Raw genomic sequence first — 15,786 nt, 5'->3', positions numbered from 1 at the left:
CGCGCGTCGTCGAGGCCGCCCTGCCGGGTGTTCACCCGTCCCCCGGTCGCGGCGGGCGCGGTGCCGCACGACGCGCGCGCAGCCGGAAAACGGCCGCCGCCGCCCTCGAGGACATCACGACCGCCACCGCCGACAGGCGCACCAGTCCGATCGCGACGGGCTCCTCGCGGCCGAGCGGGCCGTACCCGCCGAGCGCCGCCACCGTGAGCCCGAGGACCCCGAACCCGACGGCCCAGCAGCGCATCAGCCAGACCGGCCCGCCCGTCGCCACGGCGGGTGCGTCGCCGGGCCTTCGCCAGTAGGCACGGCCCGCCAGCGCCATCAGCGGCCGCATGAGCAGCGGTACGAGGTCCGTGATCATTTCGCCCACGGACTCGGCCATCCGGCCTGGCCTCCTTCCCGGTGCGGCGCTCCACCCCGACGTGCGGGCCTGCAGACGTGCAGACATGCACGGCACCCTGCCGTCCCGGAAGTTGTCGGCCCCCGGCAGCCCCGCTCGGGGCGGCCCCGGCGGCGTACGTCTTACGAGGCCAGCCGCTCCGGTTCCTGGCGCGCGGGGCCCGCCGGGCCGACGCCCTCGTCCGGGCGCGGACCGCTGATCTCGGCCCACAGCGCGTCGAGGGAGAGGCCGAGGACGTCGGCGATCGCCGCGATGGTCGGGAACGCGGGGGTGGCGACGCGACCCGTCTCGATCTTCCGGAGGGTTTCCGGTGAGACGTGGGCGGCGAGCGCGACATCGAGCATCGAGCGCTCTCCCCTGGCCCGGCGCAGGAGGGCGCCGAGGCGCTGTCCTCGTTCGACCTCTGCGGGCGTGAGCGGCAACCTGACCATGGGGCGGATTCTAGTACCGGTAAAGTATGGCCGGTATAGTTATTGGCAGGAGAGAAGGCGCCGCATGATCGAGATCCTGAACCCCACCCTGCTGGCCCGGGCGCGAGAGACGGGCGCCCTGGTCGCCGACATCCTGGACACGCTCAGGAGCCGCTGCGCGGCCGGCACGAACCTGCTGGACATCGACCGGTGGGCCAAGGCCCTGATCGTCGAGGCGGGCGCCGTGTCCTGCTACGTGGACTACGCGCCGTCCTTCGGCCGCGGCCCGTTCGGCCACTACATCTGCACGGGAGTCAACGACGCCGTACTCCACGGGCGTCCGTACGACTACACGCTCGCCGACGGCGATCTGCTGACCCTCGACCTCGCCGTCTCCAAGGACGGGGTCGCCGCTGACGCCGCGATCAGCTTCCTGGTGGGCGACGCGCGGGACGCGGAGAGCGTCGCGCTGATCGAGACGACCGAGCGCGCGCTGGCCGCGGGGATCGCCGCAGCCCGGCCCGGGGCCCGCGTCGGCGACATCTCCCACGCTATCGGCACGGTCCTCGGCGAGGCGGGGTACGCGATCAACACCGACTTCGGAGGGCACGGCATCGGATCGACGATGCACCAGGACCCGCACGTCCCGAACGCCGGCCGGCCCGGGCGCGGATACACCCTGCGCCCCGGGCTGCTGCTGGCGCTTGAGCCGTGGGTCATGGCGGACACCGCGCAGCTCGTCACCGATGCCGACGGGTGGACGCTGCGCAGCGCGACGGGCTGCCGGACGGCACACAGCGAGCACACGATCGCCATCACGGACGACGGGGCCGAGATCCTCACCTTGCCGCGGCGGGCGCGGGAGCTCTGAGCGGCCGGGCGTGGTCCGCCACGGCTGCGCCCCGGCCCGTACGGCTAGAGCGGCGTCGCCGCCTTCAGGACGAGGAAGAGGCTCACCGCCGCGTTGGCGGACGACAACGCCGACGCCGTGGCGCCCGCGGCGGCTCCCCACGCGGCCAGGCCGACCGCCGTGAACACCGGCGGCCACAGCCGCGTCGAGGGCGCCGGGCCCAGCAGCGCCGCCACCCGGCGCGGTACCGGCCCCGCCACCGCGAAGCCCGCGAGGGTGGCGGAGGGCGCACCGCGCGACACGAGCGCCGCCTTGCCGACCGCCCGCGCCACGAGCCTGCGGCTGCCCACCCGGGTGGCCGCGTCCTCGTCGGCCCACCGCTCGGTCGTGTACGCCACCGCCGTCCACAGCGGCCGCAGGAACGGGTTCGCTCGGGCGGCGAGCCGGGCGGCCAGCAGGAACCGGTGGTGGCGGCCCGCCAGATGGGCCCGCTCGTGGGCGAACAGGGCGCGGCGCTCGGCACCGTTCAGCGCGGCCAGCAGCCCCGTGGTGACGACGACCCGGTCCCGTCGGCCGGGCAGCGCGTACGCGTACGGGGTGTCGTCGGGCAGGACGGCGACCGGCCGGTCCGGCAGCTCCGCCAGGGCCTTCGCCGCGCGCCTGCGCACCCGGTGGTGGCGCCAGGCCGTCCTGCCGCAGGCCACGACCACCGCGGCCAGGGCGGGGATGGCCGCGCGGCCCGCGACCTCGTCGTACGGGAGCGCCTTGCGCACCTCCGGGTCCGACCACGCGTCCGGCAGCGGGTTGCCGGGCAGCTGGGCCGTACCGACCACCATCAGCAGCGCCAGGCACAGGGTGCTGCACACGGCGAGAACGGCCGCGACGACCGTCAGGAGCCAGGTGGCCGTGCGGGGGTGGAGGTGCTGTTCGGCGAGGCGGGCCATCGGCCAGGCCGTTAAGGGCAGGACGAGCGGCAGGAAGACGAAGACACCCATGCGGCCCTCAGCTTTCGTCCTCGTCCGCCGTCTGGGCCAGCAGGTCGCGCAGGAGCCGCTCGTCGCCCGGCGTCAGGGCGGTCACGAAGCTGGCGAGCACCGCCTCGCGGTCGGACTCCGCGTCCAGGACGCGGCGCATCCGCAGCGCGGCCAGGCCGGCCTCGTCCGCGACGGCCGTCCACTGGAAGGACCGGCCCGCCCGCTCGCGGGATACGGCGCCCTTGGCGTGCAGCCGGGTCAGGATGGTCACGACGGTCGTGTACGCGAGGTCGTCCCCGAGGCGTTCCTGGACGTACGCGGCGGTGACCGGGCCCGGGGCGCCGCACAGGACGGCGAGCACCTGCGTCTCCAGCTCGCCCTGGCCTCGGCGGCGGGGCGGCTCGCCGGTGCCGCCCTGGTTCCGCACGGTCATGCCCGTCGCCTCCCACCTCTCGGCCCCGCCGGTCGCACGAGGCGGTACATCGTACTGAACCGCCCTGGGCGTGAGGGGTTGAGCGGCGGGGGGTGGGGCGTGGGGGGGCTTTGGGCGCGCTGGAGGGCCGCTGGTGGCGATGGCGGCGATGACGGCGCTGGGTGCGCTGGCTGCGCTGGGCGGGTGCGTGGCCGCTATGGCCGCAGGTCGGTGCGCGGTCCGGGCGCCACGTCGGAGGTGCCGTACGGGCGTGCCCGCCGAGGTGCCGTACGGGCGGCGTGCCGGAGGTACGGCCGGCCCGGCATTGCGCATGCGGGTGCCGCCCCGCCTGTCCGTTCACGTGTGGCGTCCCGGCGTGGCCGACGGCGGGGCGGGGCCGTGCCTTCGTATCCCTTTCGTTCACCTCCTGGTTGCCCTCGCGAGCCCCCGACTCCCCCTATGCTTCTACATGCGTGTAGAACATTAGCGTGTCACGGCGCGTCAGAAACGCGACGGGGCGGCCCGGTTGGTCGATCGGGCCGTCCCGCGGCGCCGCCGTGCCGCAGCCGATCCGACATACCCGTGGGAGGGCCTTCGTGGCTTCGATAGAGCTGGACAAGGTGCTGGACAAGGCGTGGGCCGACAAGAGCCTGCCGGAGATCCTCGCCGCCCCGGTGGGCGCGCTGAAGGGGGTCTCCGAGCGGGACGGCGAGCTGCTCCGGGAGGCGTTCGGGGTGAGGACGGTGGCCGACCTCGCCGACCTGAAGTACGTCCGCTGGGCCCAGGCGCTGGCCGCTCTGGACGCGGCGTCGAAGTAGTTCCGAGGGGCCGCCGCCGTCCCGCCCCCGTGGACGGCGGCGGCCTTCTCCCCGTACGGCAACACGGATTCACGAAGGAGTGAACGCCACGATGGTGTTCAAGCGACTGCTCGGTTCGATGGGCATCGGCGGCCCCTCGGTGGACACGGTCCTGACGCCCGGCGCGGTCCGGCCCGGCGGCTCCCTGACCGGCGAGGTCCATCTCAAGGGCGGCAACGCCGACTTCGACATCGAGCACATCACCCTGGAACTCGTCGCGCGCGTCGAGGCGGAGCACGGCGACGGCGAGAGCGAGGGCGTCGTCGCCTTCGAACGGTTCACCGTGGCGGGCGGCTTCCGGCTGGCGGAGGGCGAGCGGCGGAGCGTGCCGTTCGATGTGACGCTGCCGTGGGAGACGCCGGTCAGCGAGCTGTACGGGCAGCCGCTCGGCATCGTCCTCGGGGTCCGTACCGAGCTGGGCGTGGCCGGCGCGAAGGACAAGGGCGACCTGGACCCGCTCACGGTGGGCCCGCTGCCCGCGCAGGAGGCGGTCCTGGAGGCGTTCGGGCAGCTGGGCTTCGGCTTCAGGTCGGCGGACCTGGAGTACGGCCGCATCGGCGGGACGGGCCAGCGGCTGCCGTTCTACCAGGAGATCGAACTGAGCCCGTCGCTGGAGTACGCGCAGCGGATCAACGAGCTCGAACTCACCTTCCTGGCCGGGCCCGACGGCATGGAGGTCGTCCTGGAGGCCGACAAGCGCGGCGGACCGTTCTCCGGCGGTCATGACGCCCTGGCCCGGTTCACGGTCGGCCACCAGGACGTCGCCCGCACCGACTGGACCCGCGAGGTGGAGTCATGGGTGCGCCACCTCGTGGAGAACCGCCCTGCGCACGGCACCCCGGGCGCGTACGGGCACGGGTCGCACGACGCGAACGGGCAGGGTGCGCACGCCCCGTACGGGCACGAGGGCCACGGCCACCGCTCGGGGCCCGGCATGGGCACAGCCGTCGCCGCCGGAGCGGCCGGGCTCGCGGTGGGCGTGGCGGGCGGGCTGGTCGCGGCGGAAGTCGTGGACGAGGTCGGCGACTTCTTCGAGGGCGACGAGGACGACGAGGGCTGAGCCTGCTAGCTTCTACATTATTGTAGAAACAACGGTCCGGGCCGGGCTGCCTCCGGCCCGGACCGGCCCGGCCGGCTGCGAGGGAGCCCGGCCGGCCCGGCTGCGAAGGAGCCCGCATGGCCCTCTGGGACCGCCTCAAGGAGTCCGCGTCGATGATGCAGACCCAGCTGACGGCGAAGAAGAACGAACTGACCAGCGGCGCGTTCCGCGACGCCGCCATGGCGATGTGCGCACTGGTCGCCGCCGCCGACGGCACGATCGACCCGTCGGAACGGCAGCGGGTCGCCCAGCTCATCGCCACCAACGACGTACTGCGCAACTTCCCCGCCGACGACCTGCACCGCCGCTTCGAGGAGAACCTCGGAAAGCTGACCGCCGACTTCGCGCTCGGCAGGATCAGCGTCATGCAGGAGGTCGCCAAGGCGCGGAAGAAGCCCGCGGAGGCCCGGGCGGTCATCCAGATCGGCATCGTCATCGGCGGCGCCGACGGCGACTTCGACCAGACCGAGCAGGCGGTCGTACGGGACGCCTGCCACACCCTCGGCCTGCCCCCGAACGAGTTCGACCTCGGCTGAGCCCTCCGGGCCCGGTGGGCGCCGCTTCGGCTCGGCGCGGGCATGCGCCCTATGCCGGGGCGGACCCTCGGCAGTCGCAGGGCCCGGACCGGTGATGCCGCCGGACCGCGTCTCAGTCGAGCCAGACGAGCATGGCGTCGCCCGCCTCGGCGGCGGCTTCGAAGAAGCGGGTCAGATCCTCGTACCAGGGGCGGCCCCATTCGAGCGCGCCGGGCTCGTCCCATATGAGGGGGTACACCTCGGCCTTGGTCAGGTCCGCGGGGTCGACTCCGCTGACGAGCCGGTCGTACCCGGTCGCGCGGAGCGTCCGCGCGGCGAGCCGGACCCGCTCCGCCCGCAGGCACCTCGGCGGCCCGTAACCCCAGTCCTGGTCCCCGGCGAGCGGTTCCCCGCCATGGACGACGTTCACCGGGAAGCCGGCGCGCGCCGGCAGGAAGCCGAGCAGGGCCCAGGTCTTGTACGTGCTGAAGTGGCGGGCCGCGGCGGGCGAGGGCCCCGGCTCGTCCTCCGCGTCCTGGACCTCATCGGCGAAGTCCAGTGCCCAGCCCGGATCCCGGACCGCCCGGTCGAGGTCGCCAGGCGTGACGCGCAGGTACTCCCCGATCATGCTCATGGCCCCGAGGCCAGGCGAGGCCACTGACGGTGGGCGGCGCCCGCGATCGAGAGCGCGGGCATGGGGGTGCAGCGGCCTGTCCGGCCCGGGGGTATTCGGGGGCGTGCCCTGCCGGGTTGCGGCGGCGCTCGTGGCGGGCCCCGAGATGGCGACGTCAGTCGCCTTGCGCTGCCGACATGGACCCTGATTCGATGTGCGTCAACATAGACATGCGTCGAAGTGGGGGTTTCACGTGAAACACGTGGACGTCGCGGTGGTCGGGGGTGGCCAGGCCGGTCTGGCGACCGCGTACGCGCTGATACGGGAGGGCCTGCGGCCGGTCGTGCTGGAGGCGTCGGAGCGGGCCGCCGGGTCGTGGCCGCGCTACTACGACAGCCTCACCGTCTTCTCGCCCGCCCGGTACTGCGCGCTCCCCGGCATGCCGTTCGGCGGCGATCCGCACCGGTATCCGCACCGGGACGAGATCGTGGAGTACCTCACCGCGTACGCCGCGCGCCTCGACGCCGAGATACGGACCGGGCGCCGCGTCACCGGCGTACGCGAGGAGGCGGGCGGCTACGTCCTCCACACCGCCGGGGGTGAGCGGCTGGCGGCGCGGGCGGTGGTCGCGGCGTCCGGGACGTTCGGCCGACCGCACCGGCCGGACCTGCCGGGCTTCACGGGTACGGTGCTCCACGCCGCCGAGTACCGGGAGCCCGCACCCTTCGCGGGGCAGCGGGTCCTGGTGGTCGGCTCCGGCAACTCGGCGGTGCAGATCGCCGTCGAGCTGGCCCGGGGCGGCCGGGTGACGCTCGCCAGCCGACGCCCCGTACGGTTCGCCCCGCAGCGGCCGTTCGGTCGTGACCTGCACTTCTGGCTGACCCTGACCGGCCTCGACAACGCGCCGCTCGGCCGCTTCCTGCGCACGCCTCCGCCGCAGCCGGTCATCGACGACGGCCGCTACCGCGTCGCGCTCGCCTCGGGCGCACCGGACCGGCGGGCGATGTTCGACCGCGCCGACGGCCGCACCGTCACATGGCCGGACGGAACACGCGAGGACGTCGACACGATCGTGCTGGCCACCGGCTACCGCCCCGACCTGCCGTACCTCGACGGCCTGGGGGTCCTGGACGAACGCGGGTGCCCACGCCACCGCGACGGCACCCCGCCCGGCCACCCCCGCCTGGGCTTCGTCGGGCTGGAGTGGCAGCGGAGCCTGTCCTCCAACGCCCTGCGCGGTGTCGGCCGTGACGCCAACCGCCTCGCGCGCCGCCTGGCCGCACGGCTGTCGGAGGGGTGACCCGGCGGCCCCGCGCCGGGAACTGGCCCCGGCCCTACCCTCGGCGCGTGCCGGACTCCGATCCCGCAAGAGGACCTGTCCGGTTGGTTCGACGTATGTCAACATAGACGTATGTCGAACGTGAAGGCGCTGCCGCTGCTCGACCCCGCCGCCCAGGGCGTGGCGCCGTGCTGCCCGCCGGTGACCGAACGGCCGATGAACGCGGAGGAGGCCGAGCACGCCGCGAAGATGTTCAAGGCGCTCGGCGACCCGGTGCGCCTGCGGCTGTTCTCCGCCGTCGCCTCCCACGAGAACGGCGAGGCGTGCGTGTGCGACATCTCCGACGTCGGCGTCTCCCAGCCGACCGTCTCGCACCACCTGAAGAAGCTCAAGGACGCGGGGCTCCTCACCTCGGAGCGCCGGGGGACGTGGGTGTACTACCGGGTCGAGCCGTCCGTGCTCGCCGCGATGGGCAGGCTCCTCGCCACCAGCGCGGCGAGCTGACCAGTACAGGGGGGGGCAGGCCATGTCCAGCGCGGAGGACCCGACGGGCGTGCTCGTCGTACCGCTGACCGAGGAGCACGCCGAGCACGTCCTGGCGATCTACCAGGCGGGCATCGACGAGGGCGACGCCACGTTCGAGACGGCCGCGCCGACCTGGGAGGCGTTCGACGCCGCCAAGCTGCGGGAACACCGCTTCGTCGCCCTGGACGCGACCGGGACGGTACTGGGCTGGGTGGCGGCGGCCCCGGTCTCGGACCGGTGCGCGTACGCCGGGGTGGTCGAGCACTCGGTGTACGTGCACCCCGCCGCCAGGGGCCGAGGCGTGGCGTCCGCCCTGCTCAAGGCGCTGACCGAGTCCACCGACGCGGCCGGGGTGTGGACCGTCCAGTCCGGGATATTCCCCGAGAACGCCCCGAGCCTCGCCGTCCACCGCCGGGCGGGCTTCCGTGTGATCGGCGTACGCGAGCGCATCGGCCGCCACCACGGGGTATGGCGCGATGTCGTGCTCGTGGAGCGCCGCAGCCCCGCGATCGTCTGACCCCGCGACGGCTCGCGACCGCCGGGATCGCCCACGGGTCGGCCTGGCCGCCCGGCGCCACCCCGGCCCCCGCCCTCATACCGGCCCCGCACCCCGTCAGGCCCAGGGCGGCCCGTCAGGCCGAGGCGCCCGGCCGGTCGTGGAGGGCACCCCGCCGGTCGTGGAGGAGGCGGCGGTCGTGGAGGACCAGGAGGAGCGTGAGGCCCATGGTCACGCCGAGGACCATGCCGCCCTCCCTGGTGGCCGCCGCCGCGAGGGGCAGCTCAGGTGACGGCTGCTGCATGCCGGTGAGGGTGAGCAGGCCGTAGACGGCGTACGCGAAGAGCGTCCCCGACGACACCCAGGTCACGGCCATCGGCGGCACGAACCGGCGGGCCCCGCGCCCGGTGGCCAGGACCAGGACCGCCCAGGCCCCGGCGAGCGCCCACACCGCCGTGCTGGCCGACAGGAGGTGCCACCACAGGTCGCGCCGCTCCAGCGCGCCCGCGTCCAGGCCGACGACGCCGCCGGACGCCCAGTACGCCTTGACGCCGCCGAGCACGGCGCACCCGGCCGCGACCGCCCTGGCCAGCGCCACCTGGAGCCGCCGCGTCCCGCCGACCGGGCCGCCCAGCGCGACCGGGCAGCCCAGCGCGAGCGGGCCGCCCAGGGCGTGCGGCCACCGCGCCCTGGCGTAGCCGACGAGGGCCAGCGGCAGGCCCGCCCCGACGCCGACCAGCGACACCATCACGAGGACCTGCTCGTACACCCAGAAGTCCGGGGAACCGGCCTCCTGGTCGCGGTTCATGGCGGCCGGGCCGAGCAGCGGCGCCAGCGGCAGCATCGGGACGAGCAGCCCGGTGCCCACCCACACGGGAAGGGCCACCAGCCAGGCGGGCAGCCGCTCGCCCCAGGGCCTGGTGAACGCCAGGGCCAGGGCGACACCGACGGCGGCGAGCAGCGCGGTCACCGCGTTGACCAGCCGCCAGTCGGCACCGGCCATCTCCGCGGTGGGGACGAGCAGTCCGAACGACCAGACGACTTTGATCAGGAGGTACGGCGTCACCGCTACCGCGGCTCCGAACCCGCCGACCCGGCGCAGCCGCGCCCACCGGCCCCCGGGGGATGAGCGGGCGCCGGGCCGTCCGTGGTGCGGTGTGGCCGGGGGCCGTGGGACGTCGAGTCGTCCGTGGTGCGGTGTGGCAGGGGGCCGGGTCGGCTGCATGCGCGTCCTCGCCTCGGGTGGGGGTCCGCCACCGACGCTCCCAGTCGCCGGGCCGCCGGGCATCGCCCTGCGGGCCGGGACCGCTCCCCCGCCCGGCCGAGCAGCGCTACGACCCCGGGAGGAAGCGGCCCCCGCCGCGCGGGCGGCCGGCACGCGGTGCGCGGCGCCATGGTGCCGCCGTGGGTGCCGTACAAACGCCAGAAGAAACGATTCTCCGTGGGCCTGGCGGGTGAGTGGAGGGCTCAACCCGCCGAGCCTCACCTGCGTGAACCTGCCCGGCGCCCACACGGACGAGCCGACCCCGGCGTACGACCCGAAGAACCCGGCCGACGCGACGGCCACGGCCTTCCTGCGGGCCGGCTGCGAGGGTGACACCTTCCGCACCCTCGACCCGGGCGCGGGCGCCTCCGACCGCCTCCTCGTCCGCTCCGTCCTCTTCTCCTGACCCACCCGGCCCCGCCCGTGGCCGCCGGACACCCGCCGCGCGGCCACGGGCGTACAGTCCCCCGCATGGCGAACCGACCCACGGACCGCTGGCGCGCGTCCATCGCCCAGGAGGCGCTGGAGGTGGCCGCGGGCGAACTCGACCCCGAGTGCGCGGGCGCCACCGAGCTCTGGCCCGACCTCCTGCTGACGCCGACCGACGACGCGCTGCGGGCCTTCGAGGAGGACGTGCGCCGACTGACCGACCCGTCCGACCAGGACGTGTACGGGGTGATCGAGCGGGTCGTCCTGGCTCTCAACGCGGTCCACGACACGGAGGCGGAACGCGGACACTGCGGGTACGAGACCGGCGAACGCGAGCAGTTGTGCGCGTACATCGACCGGACGCTGACCGGGCACGGCGTCGATGTGGCGGCCCTCGCGGCACGGAACGGCATGGGCCGCCACGAGATCACCGACCGGTGGCGCGACTGGTAGGCGGGCACGCGGGCGCGGGCCACGAGGGGCGGCAACCTTTTCGGGGGCGGGGACCACTGGTGGGTGGAAGCCCCGGTCCACGGGGTCGCCTGATCGTTTAAGGACTCATCTGTGGCATCCCCCACCCATCGCCGGTCCCGTGCCCGGCGGCGTACGGCGCTGTTCTCCGCCGCGGCCGTGGCGGCCGCCGGGCTGGCCGCCGTGCCGTTCGTGACGAGCGCGAGCGCGGCCGTCGAGCTGGCCCGTCAGACGCTGCCCGCCAACGACGGCTGGGCGGCCGCCGGTTCCGGTACGACCGGCGGTGCGAAGGCCGACGCGGCGCACGTGTTCACGGTCACCAACCGCGCCGAACTGGCGAAGGCCCTCGGCTCCGGCTCCGACACGGCGCCGCGCATCATCCGCGTCAAGGGCCTGATCGACGCGAACGGCGGCAGCACCTGCGCCGACTACGCCGCCGGGACCGGTTACTCGCTCGACGCGTACCTCAAGGCGTACGACCCCGCCGTGTGGGGCCGCTCGAAGAAGCCGTCCGGCACGCAGGAGAACGCCCGGAAGGCCGCGGCCGCCAAGCAGGCGAAGAACATCGTGTTCCGTGTCCCGTCGAACACGACCCTCGTCGGTGTCCCCGGTACGGGCGCCGGGATCAAGGGCGGCAGCGTCGCCGTGCAGAACGCAGACAACGTCATCATCCGCAACCTCACCCTCAGCGCCACCGAGGACTGCTTCCCGCAGTGGGACCCGACGGACGGCTCGAAGGGCGAGTGGAACTCGGCGTACGACTCCGTCACCCTGCGCGGCGCCACCCATGTGTGGGCCGACCACAACACGTTCACCGACGCCCCGCTCTACGACAGCGCCCTCAAGTCGTACTTCGGGCGCAAGTACCAGGTCCACGACGGCGCCCTCGACATCACCAACGGCTCCGACCTGGTGACCGTCGAGCGGAACGTGTTCCACAGCCACGACAAGACGATGCTCATCGGCAGCAGCGACACCGACAGCGTCGGCAAGCTGCGGGTCACCCTCCACCACAACGTCTTCCGCGGCATCACCCAGCGCGCCCCACTGGCGCGCCTCGGCCGGATCCACCTCTACAACAACCACTACGACACGACGAAGCTCAACGGCTACGCGCACGGCTACAGCGTCAACGCGCGCGCGAAGGCGCAGATCGTCGCCGAGCACAACGCCTGGACGCTGTCCTCCGACCGCAAGGTGTCGCAGCTGCTCAGCGGCGACGGCACGGGCGCCGTCGCCGGGCGCGGCAACACCGTGAACGGCACGGTGACCGATGTCGTGGCCGCCTACAACGCGTCCTCGTCGAAGAAGCTCAAGACGACCGTGAACTGGACGCCCACCCTGACGGCAGGCCTCCAGACCTCGGCCGCGTCCCTGCCCGCCGAACTGGCCCGCACGGCGGGCGCCGGGCTCCTGACCGAGCAGGGCACCGTCCGGCCCTGACACCTGGGGGAGCCCTGACACCGGGGGACTGACACCGGAGGGATGCGGGCGTGGCCGAGGGCCGCGCCCGCATCCCCGGCCCCACCCCCGCTCGCACCGCTGTCGCCGTGCACAACGGGCGGGTCGTGTAAGGGTGTTCCGTCGTGGGACCGCGCGGCACGTGCCTGTCGCCGACCCGCTGGGCGGTGACGAGCCGTGGAGGCGGCAGACGGGTGCCGCGGGCGGGGCCGGGAGGGCCGCGGGGGGCACGACCGGCCGCAGGGCGCGGGTTCACCGGAACGTGAGCGTCCGGATGCCGTACGGGGGCGGAGGCGGCAGGATGAGAAGCCCGTCATCGAGGAGGCCTCCGTGCAGGACGACACCGAACTGCCCTCTCCGGGCCACGCGGACGTGCGGGTCGTCGCCGCGACGCCCGAGGTGGCCCGCCGGGTGGCGGAGGTGGTGCGGCGCTGCTTCGACACGACCGAACAGCGCAGCTACCCGGCCGGCCCCGAGGGCGGCACGCTGCTGCGCCTCACCGTGGACACGAGCCGCCCGGCCGGCCCGGCCCGCTCCTGGCTGGAGAGCAGCGAACGCGCGTACGGCGACGAGCGCACGAGCGAGGGCCACTCCGGCGAAGCCCGCACGAGCGAAGAACGCAGCGATGACCGCCGCACCGGCGAAGCCCGTGGCACCGAGGCGCGTACGGGTGATGACCCCCGGGCGGACGGGCCCCGGGGCGGCGGCTCCACGGCGGGCGAATCCTGACACCACGGGCCCCGGCGGAAGCGACGTGGGGGGTGCACGCCCCACTCGGGGGCTCGGGCTTGTAAGTTCGGGGCATGACGAAGCCTGATGCACTGCTCGTGAATGTCGCGGCCACCGTCGAGTCGGAGCAGTCCAATCAGATGTCGCTCACCGTCGTGGTCAACGGTGCGGTCATCACGGGACGGCTCGCCCCGGAGGCCGCGTGGCGGGAGCGGGTGGCGGAGGTCCTGCGGGACTCGGAGCGGCTCAGCCGGTTCGCGGGGGTGTTCGCCGGCCCCGAGGGGGGCTCGCACCCGCCGCGCGACGGCGCGCCGACGCACCTGCACTTCCACGTGGCGCGGATCCTCCAGGGCACGCTCGGCATCCCGGAGACAGGCGGCATGTACCGCGTGGCCATCGAGGACGTGAGCGCCTGGACGGTGGGCGACTTCAGCTACACCGACGACTGACCCGCACGGCCGACCTGACAACAAAAGACGCCAACCGCCCGGGGTGACCGGGCGGTTGGCGTCCATGAGCGTGCGGCGGGGCTCAGCCCAGCAGGTCACCGACGGCCGGGGCGGGCGCCGGGGCCGGGGCCGCCTGGTTCACGCAGGTGAAGCCGAGGCGGCGCAGCGCCCTGGTCACCTCCAGGGCGGTGAAGTCGCGGCGGTCCTGGCGGGTGATGATCTCCCCGACCTGCTTGACCGGGTACGTACGGCGGCCGATGACCACGCACGGGCCGGTCGCCGGCTCCGGCTTGACGTTGGCCATCAGCGCCTCCACCTCGCTCGCCACGAAGTCGAACGGGAAGCGGGCGATCACACAGCGCATGGTTGCCTCACAGGGGGTCGGGGCGGTGGGACGGGCGCACCTCGGTGCGACGGTGAGGTACCACCCCGGCGCGGCGGCCGGAAGGTGCCTCGGTTCGGCGGGGCGTCACTGCGGACGCGGGGCGCGGCGGCGCCGCGTTCCGGTCCGGCGGCGCCTGGACGAGGAGGACGAGGAGCCCGGCCTGCCGGACGCCTGGGCGGGGGGCGTGGGCGGCGCGATCACGACCGGTATCCCCGACGGCGTGCGCGCGCCGGTGATGCGGATCAGCTCGGCGTCGCCGGACCGTACGGCGGTCGTCCTGGGGCGGATGCCCGCGTGGTGCATGAGGCTGTCCATCTCACGCCGCTGGTGCGGCAGGACGAGCGTGACGACGCTGCCGGACTCGCCCGCGCGGGCCGTGCGGCCGCCGCGGTGCAGGTAGTCCTTGTGGTCGCCGGGCGGGTCCACGTTCACCACGAGGTCCAGGTCGTCCACGTGGATGCCGCGCGCGGCGACGTTCGTGGCGACGAGGACGTTGACGTCGCCGTCCTTGAACTGGGACAGGGTCCTGGTCCGCTGCGGCTGCGACTTGCCGCCGTGCAGCGCGGACGCCCGTACACCGCTCTTGAGCAGGTGCTTCACGAGCCGGTCCACGGCGTGCTTGGTGTCCAGGAACATGATCACGCGGCCGTCGCGGGCGGCGATCTCGGTGGCCGTGGCGTTCTTGTCCGTCTCCAGCACGTGCAGGACGTGGTGCTCCATCGACGTGACCACACCGGCCGTCGGGTCCACGGAGTGGACGACGGGGTCGTGGAGGTAGCGCCGTACGAGGGAGTCGACGTTCCGGTCCAGGGTGGCCGAGAACAGCAGCCGCTGCCCGTCGGGCCTGGTCAGCTCCAGCAGGCCGGTGATCTGCGGCAGGAAGCCCATGTCGGTCATCTGGTCGGCCTCGTCGAGGACGGTGATGCCGACGTCGTCCAGCACGCAGTCGCCGCGCGTGACGAGGTCCTTCAGGCGGCCCGGGGTGGCGACCAGCACCTCCGTGCCGCCGCGCAGCGCGGAGACCTGGCGGCCGATCGACACGCCGCCGACGACCGTGGCCTGCCGCAGCCCGAGGGCGCGGGCGTACGGGGCGAGGGCGTCGGTGACCTGCTGCGCCAGCTCCCGTGTGGGGACGAGGACGACCGCGAGGGGCCGCTTCGGCTCGGCGCGGGTACCGGCGAGCCTGGCGAGGACGGCCAGGCCGAACGCGAGGGTCTTCCCGGAGCCGGTACGGCCCCGACCCAGCACGTCACGGCCGGCGAGGGAGTTCGGGAGGGTCGCCGCCTGGATGGGGAACGGGACCGTCACCCCTTCGGCTTCGAGGGCCCGCAGCATGGCGGGCGGGAGGCCGAGGTCCGCGAACGCCTCGACGGGCGGCAGCGGCGGGGTGTGCGTCACCGGCAGGGTGAAGTCACCGGGCGGCGGCGGGGTGGCTCGGCGGCGCGACGTCGTCCGGGAGCCGGACTTGGCGGACCGGGAGGCGCCGGCGGAGCGGGCACCCGAGGACCGGGGCGGCTTGGACGAGGCGGCGGCGGCCGACTTCGGCTGCTTCGCCGCGGTCGCGGAGCCCGTCGCGGGCTTCGCCGACTTGGCGGGATTCGAACCGCTGTCGGGCTGATTGTTCTTGACTCGGCGGGCCTGCGAGGCGGCAGCCTGGCGGGTCCCCGAGTAGTGACCCCGGGAAGGGGACGTACGGGCCATGGGAATATTCCTCAATACGGATATCGAGGAATTGACGGCCCTCGATTCAGCCGGGCGGTCGGCGGCTCGCCGCCCGGCCGAGGCCGGGCGGCGGCGCCGGGAAACGACGGCGCGGGGCCCGCACCCCAAGGTGCGGGCCCCGGCGGCGTCGGAACGCCAAGTCGTCAGGCGGGGACGATGTTCTCCGCCTGCGGGCCCTTCTGGCCCTGCGTCACGTCGAAGCTGACCTTCTGGCCTTCCTGCAGCTCGCGGAAACCGTTGGTCGCGATGTTCGAGTAGTGGGCGAACACGTCCGCACCGCCACCGTCCTGCTGGATGAAGCCGAAGCCCTTTTCCGCGTTGAACCACTTCACTACGCCAGTAGCCATAATCTTTTTCTCCTCACGGGGAATTTTCTGGACCCGCACTGCGCGAGCCTCGCGTCGCCGCGATGATTGCCCCGTGCCGGATCGAAAGAACCGGCCACA

The 15,786-nt window shown here is 74.0% G+C and carries 20 protein-coding genes and 1 pseudogene; 12 read left to right on the top strand and 9 right to left on the bottom strand.

Features of this window, described 5'->3' with window-relative positions; all coding sequences use genetic code 11:
• Positions 1-31: 31 nt before the first annotated feature.
• Entirely contained in the window at positions 32-382 is a 351-nt protein-coding gene (locus tag J116_RS14910; protein WP_023587867.1) for a hypothetical protein, read from the bottom strand.
• 140 nt (positions 383-522) lie between these two features.
• The gene (locus J116_RS14905) at positions 523-831 is read right to left on the bottom strand and encodes a helix-turn-helix domain-containing protein (RefSeq protein WP_023587866.1); all 309 of its coding nucleotides are present in this window, start codon (positions 829-831) and stop codon (positions 523-525) included.
• A 64-nt stretch (positions 832-895) separates the two neighbouring features.
• On the opposite strand from J116_RS14905, the gene map reads away from it, so the two are divergent.
• Positions 896-1,681 (top strand): type I methionyl aminopeptidase, encoded by a 786-nt coding sequence (gene map, locus J116_RS14900; RefSeq protein ID WP_023587865.1) that lies wholly within the window; start codon positions 896-898, stop codon positions 1,679-1,681.
• Positions 1,682-1,725: 44 nt separating this feature from the next.
• Here map and J116_RS14895 read toward each other — a convergent pair whose 3' ends face one another.
• Both J116_RS14895 and J116_RS14890 read right to left on the bottom strand, forming a co-directional pair.
• Positions 1,726-2,655 carry a M56 family metallopeptidase gene (locus J116_RS14895; protein ID WP_023587864.1) on the bottom strand — a complete coding sequence of 310 codons (930 nt, stop codon included), beginning with the start codon at positions 2,653-2,655 and terminating at the stop codon, positions 1,726-1,728.
• Positions 2,656-2,662: 7 nt separating this feature from the next.
• A complete protein-coding gene (locus J116_RS14890) occupies positions 2,663-3,067 on the bottom strand; it encodes a BlaI/MecI/CopY family transcriptional regulator (protein WP_023587863.1) in 405 nt (134 codons plus the stop codon).
• Positions 3,068-3,642: 575 nt separating this feature from the next.
• Between J116_RS14890 and J116_RS14885 the strand changes: the two genes are divergently transcribed.
• From J116_RS14885 to J116_RS14875, 3 genes are all read left to right on the top strand, one after another.
• Positions 3,643-3,864 carry a hypothetical protein gene (locus J116_RS14885; protein WP_023587862.1) on the top strand — a complete coding sequence of 74 codons (222 nt, stop codon included), beginning with the start codon at positions 3,643-3,645 and terminating at the stop codon, positions 3,862-3,864.
• 91 nt (positions 3,865-3,955) lie between these two features.
• Positions 3,956-4,963, top strand: coding sequence for a sporulation protein (locus J116_RS14880; protein ID WP_023587861.1), 1,008 nt, complete (start codon positions 3,956-3,958; stop codon positions 4,961-4,963).
• Positions 4,964-5,079: 116 nt separating this feature from the next.
• The gene (locus J116_RS14875; RefSeq protein ID WP_023587860.1) at positions 5,080-5,538 is read left to right on the top strand and encodes a tellurite resistance TerB family protein; all 459 of its coding nucleotides are present in this window, start codon (positions 5,080-5,082) and stop codon (positions 5,536-5,538) included.
• A 112-nt stretch (positions 5,539-5,650) separates the two neighbouring features.
• On the opposite strand, the gene J116_RS14870 is transcribed toward J116_RS14875, so the two are convergent.
• Positions 5,651-6,151 (bottom strand): YfbM family protein, encoded by a 501-nt coding sequence (locus J116_RS14870; RefSeq protein WP_037946703.1) that lies wholly within the window; start codon positions 6,149-6,151, stop codon positions 5,651-5,653.
• Between the two features lie 232 nt (positions 6,152-6,383).
• Here J116_RS14870 and J116_RS14865 point away from each other — a divergent pair, with 232 nt between their 5' ends.
• From J116_RS14865 to J116_RS14855, 3 genes are all read left to right on the top strand, one after another.
• Complete coding sequence (locus tag J116_RS14865; RefSeq protein ID WP_028964074.1) at positions 6,384-7,430, top strand: flavin-containing monooxygenase; 1,047 nt, start codon at positions 6,384-6,386, stop codon at positions 7,428-7,430.
• A gap of 111 nt (positions 7,431-7,541) precedes the next feature.
• Positions 7,542-7,913, top strand: a complete 372-nt coding sequence (locus J116_RS14860) for an ArsR/SmtB family transcription factor (RefSeq protein ID WP_028964073.1) — start codon at positions 7,542-7,544, stop codon at positions 7,911-7,913.
• A gap of 22 nt (positions 7,914-7,935) precedes the next feature.
• Positions 7,936-8,451 (top strand): GNAT family N-acetyltransferase, encoded by a 516-nt coding sequence (locus J116_RS14855; protein ID WP_023587857.1) that lies wholly within the window; start codon positions 7,936-7,938, stop codon positions 8,449-8,451.
• Positions 8,452-8,566: 115 nt separating this feature from the next.
• Here J116_RS14855 and J116_RS14850 read toward each other — a convergent pair whose 3' ends face one another.
• Positions 8,567-9,496 carry a hypothetical protein gene (locus J116_RS14850; protein WP_201258810.1) on the bottom strand — a complete coding sequence of 310 codons (930 nt, stop codon included), beginning with the start codon at positions 9,494-9,496 and terminating at the stop codon, positions 8,567-8,569.
• A gap of 424 nt (positions 9,497-9,920) precedes the next feature.
• On the opposite strand from J116_RS14850, the gene J116_RS14845 reads away from it, so the two are divergent.
• The 5 genes and pseudogenes from J116_RS14845 (at position 9,921) to J116_RS14825 (ending at position 13,233) form a co-directional block, all read left to right on the top strand.
• A complete protein-coding gene (locus J116_RS14845; RefSeq protein ID WP_051203508.1) occupies positions 9,921-10,100 on the top strand; it encodes a hypothetical protein in 180 nt (59 codons plus the stop codon).
• 65 nt (positions 10,101-10,165) lie between these two features.
• Positions 10,166-10,576, top strand: coding sequence for a hypothetical protein (locus J116_RS14840; protein ID WP_023587854.1), 411 nt, complete (start codon positions 10,166-10,168; stop codon positions 10,574-10,576).
• Between the two features lie 111 nt (positions 10,577-10,687).
• On the top strand, positions 10,688-12,037 hold the full coding sequence (locus tag J116_RS14835; RefSeq protein WP_023587853.1) for a pectate lyase family protein: 1,350 nt from the start codon (positions 10,688-10,690) through the stop codon (positions 12,035-12,037).
• 348 nt (positions 12,038-12,385) lie between these two features.
• Positions 12,386-12,625 (top strand): annotated as a pseudogene (locus J116_RS14830) (hypothetical protein); the annotation flags it as partial.
• A gap of 233 nt (positions 12,626-12,858) precedes the next feature.
• On the top strand, positions 12,859-13,233 hold the full coding sequence (locus J116_RS14825) for a hypothetical protein (RefSeq protein ID WP_023587851.1): 375 nt from the start codon (positions 12,859-12,861) through the stop codon (positions 13,231-13,233).
• Between the two features lie 82 nt (positions 13,234-13,315).
• On the opposite strand, the gene J116_RS14820 is transcribed toward J116_RS14825, so the two are convergent.
• From J116_RS14820 to J116_RS14805, 3 genes are all read right to left on the bottom strand, one after another.
• Entirely contained in the window at positions 13,316-13,597 is a 282-nt protein-coding gene (locus tag J116_RS14820; RefSeq protein WP_023587850.1) for an SCO5918 family protein, read from the bottom strand.
• A 105-nt stretch (positions 13,598-13,702) separates the two neighbouring features.
• Entirely contained in the window at positions 13,703-15,319 is a 1,617-nt protein-coding gene (locus J116_RS14815; protein ID WP_235617349.1) for a DEAD/DEAH box helicase, read from the bottom strand.
• A gap of 164 nt (positions 15,320-15,483) precedes the next feature.
• On the bottom strand, positions 15,484-15,687 hold the full coding sequence (locus J116_RS14805) for a cold-shock protein (RefSeq protein ID WP_023587847.1): 204 nt from the start codon (positions 15,685-15,687) through the stop codon (positions 15,484-15,486).
• Between the last annotated feature and the right edge of the window lie 99 nt (positions 15,688-15,786).

The sequence above is a fragment of the Streptomyces thermolilacinus SPC6 genome, from assembly GCF_000478605.2.
Classification (GTDB): Bacteria; Actinomycetota; Actinomycetes; order Streptomycetales; family Streptomycetaceae; genus Streptomyces; species Streptomyces thermolilacinus.
The sequence above is the reverse complement of the archived record's forward strand: the minus strand, read 5'-3'. Positions and strand labels throughout refer to the sequence as shown.

What these genes read in the sequence shown, in the direction of transcription:
- J116_RS14880 (WP_023587861.1), top strand. Translation starts at nt 3,956, where the DNA reads ATGGTGTTCAAGCGACTGCTCGGTTCGATGGGCATCGGCGGCCCCTCG.
- J116_RS14815 (WP_235617349.1), bottom strand. Translation starts at nt 15,319, where the DNA reads ATGGCCCGTACGTCCCCTTCCCGGGGTCACTACTCGGGGACCCGCCAG.
- J116_RS14895 (WP_023587864.1), bottom strand. Translation starts at nt 2,655, where the DNA reads ATGGGTGTCTTCGTCTTCCTGCCGCTCGTCCTGCCCTTAACGGCCTGG.
- J116_RS14870 (WP_037946703.1), bottom strand. Translation starts at nt 6,151, where the DNA reads ATGAGCATGATCGGGGAGTACCTGCGCGTCACGCCTGGCGACCTCGAC.
- J116_RS14840 (WP_023587854.1), top strand. Translation starts at nt 10,166, where the DNA reads ATGGCGAACCGACCCACGGACCGCTGGCGCGCGTCCATCGCCCAGGAG.
- J116_RS14805 (WP_023587847.1), bottom strand. Translation starts at nt 15,687, where the DNA reads ATGGCTACTGGCGTAGTGAAGTGGTTCAACGCGGAAAAGGGCTTCGGC.
- J116_RS14905 (WP_023587866.1), bottom strand. Translation starts at nt 831, where the DNA reads ATGGTCAGGTTGCCGCTCACGCCCGCAGAGGTCGAACGAGGACAGCGC.
- J116_RS14860 (WP_028964073.1), top strand. Translation starts at nt 7,542, where the DNA reads ATGTCGAACGTGAAGGCGCTGCCGCTGCTCGACCCCGCCGCCCAGGGC.
- J116_RS14820 (WP_023587850.1), bottom strand. Translation starts at nt 13,597, where the DNA reads ATGCGCTGTGTGATCGCCCGCTTCCCGTTCGACTTCGTGGCGAGCGAG.
- J116_RS14890 (WP_023587863.1), bottom strand. Translation starts at nt 3,067, where the DNA reads ATGACCGTGCGGAACCAGGGCGGCACCGGCGAGCCGCCCCGCCGCCGA.
- J116_RS14875 (WP_023587860.1), top strand. Translation starts at nt 5,080, where the DNA reads ATGGCCCTCTGGGACCGCCTCAAGGAGTCCGCGTCGATGATGCAGACC.
- J116_RS14855 (WP_023587857.1), top strand. Translation starts at nt 7,936, where the DNA reads ATGTCCAGCGCGGAGGACCCGACGGGCGTGCTCGTCGTACCGCTGACC.
- map (WP_023587865.1), top strand. Translation starts at nt 896, where the DNA reads ATGATCGAGATCCTGAACCCCACCCTGCTGGCCCGGGCGCGAGAGACG.
- J116_RS14825 (WP_023587851.1), top strand. Translation starts at nt 12,859, where the DNA reads ATGACGAAGCCTGATGCACTGCTCGTGAATGTCGCGGCCACCGTCGAG.
- J116_RS14910 (WP_023587867.1), bottom strand. Translation starts at nt 382, where the DNA reads ATGGCCGAGTCCGTGGGCGAAATGATCACGGACCTCGTACCGCTGCTC.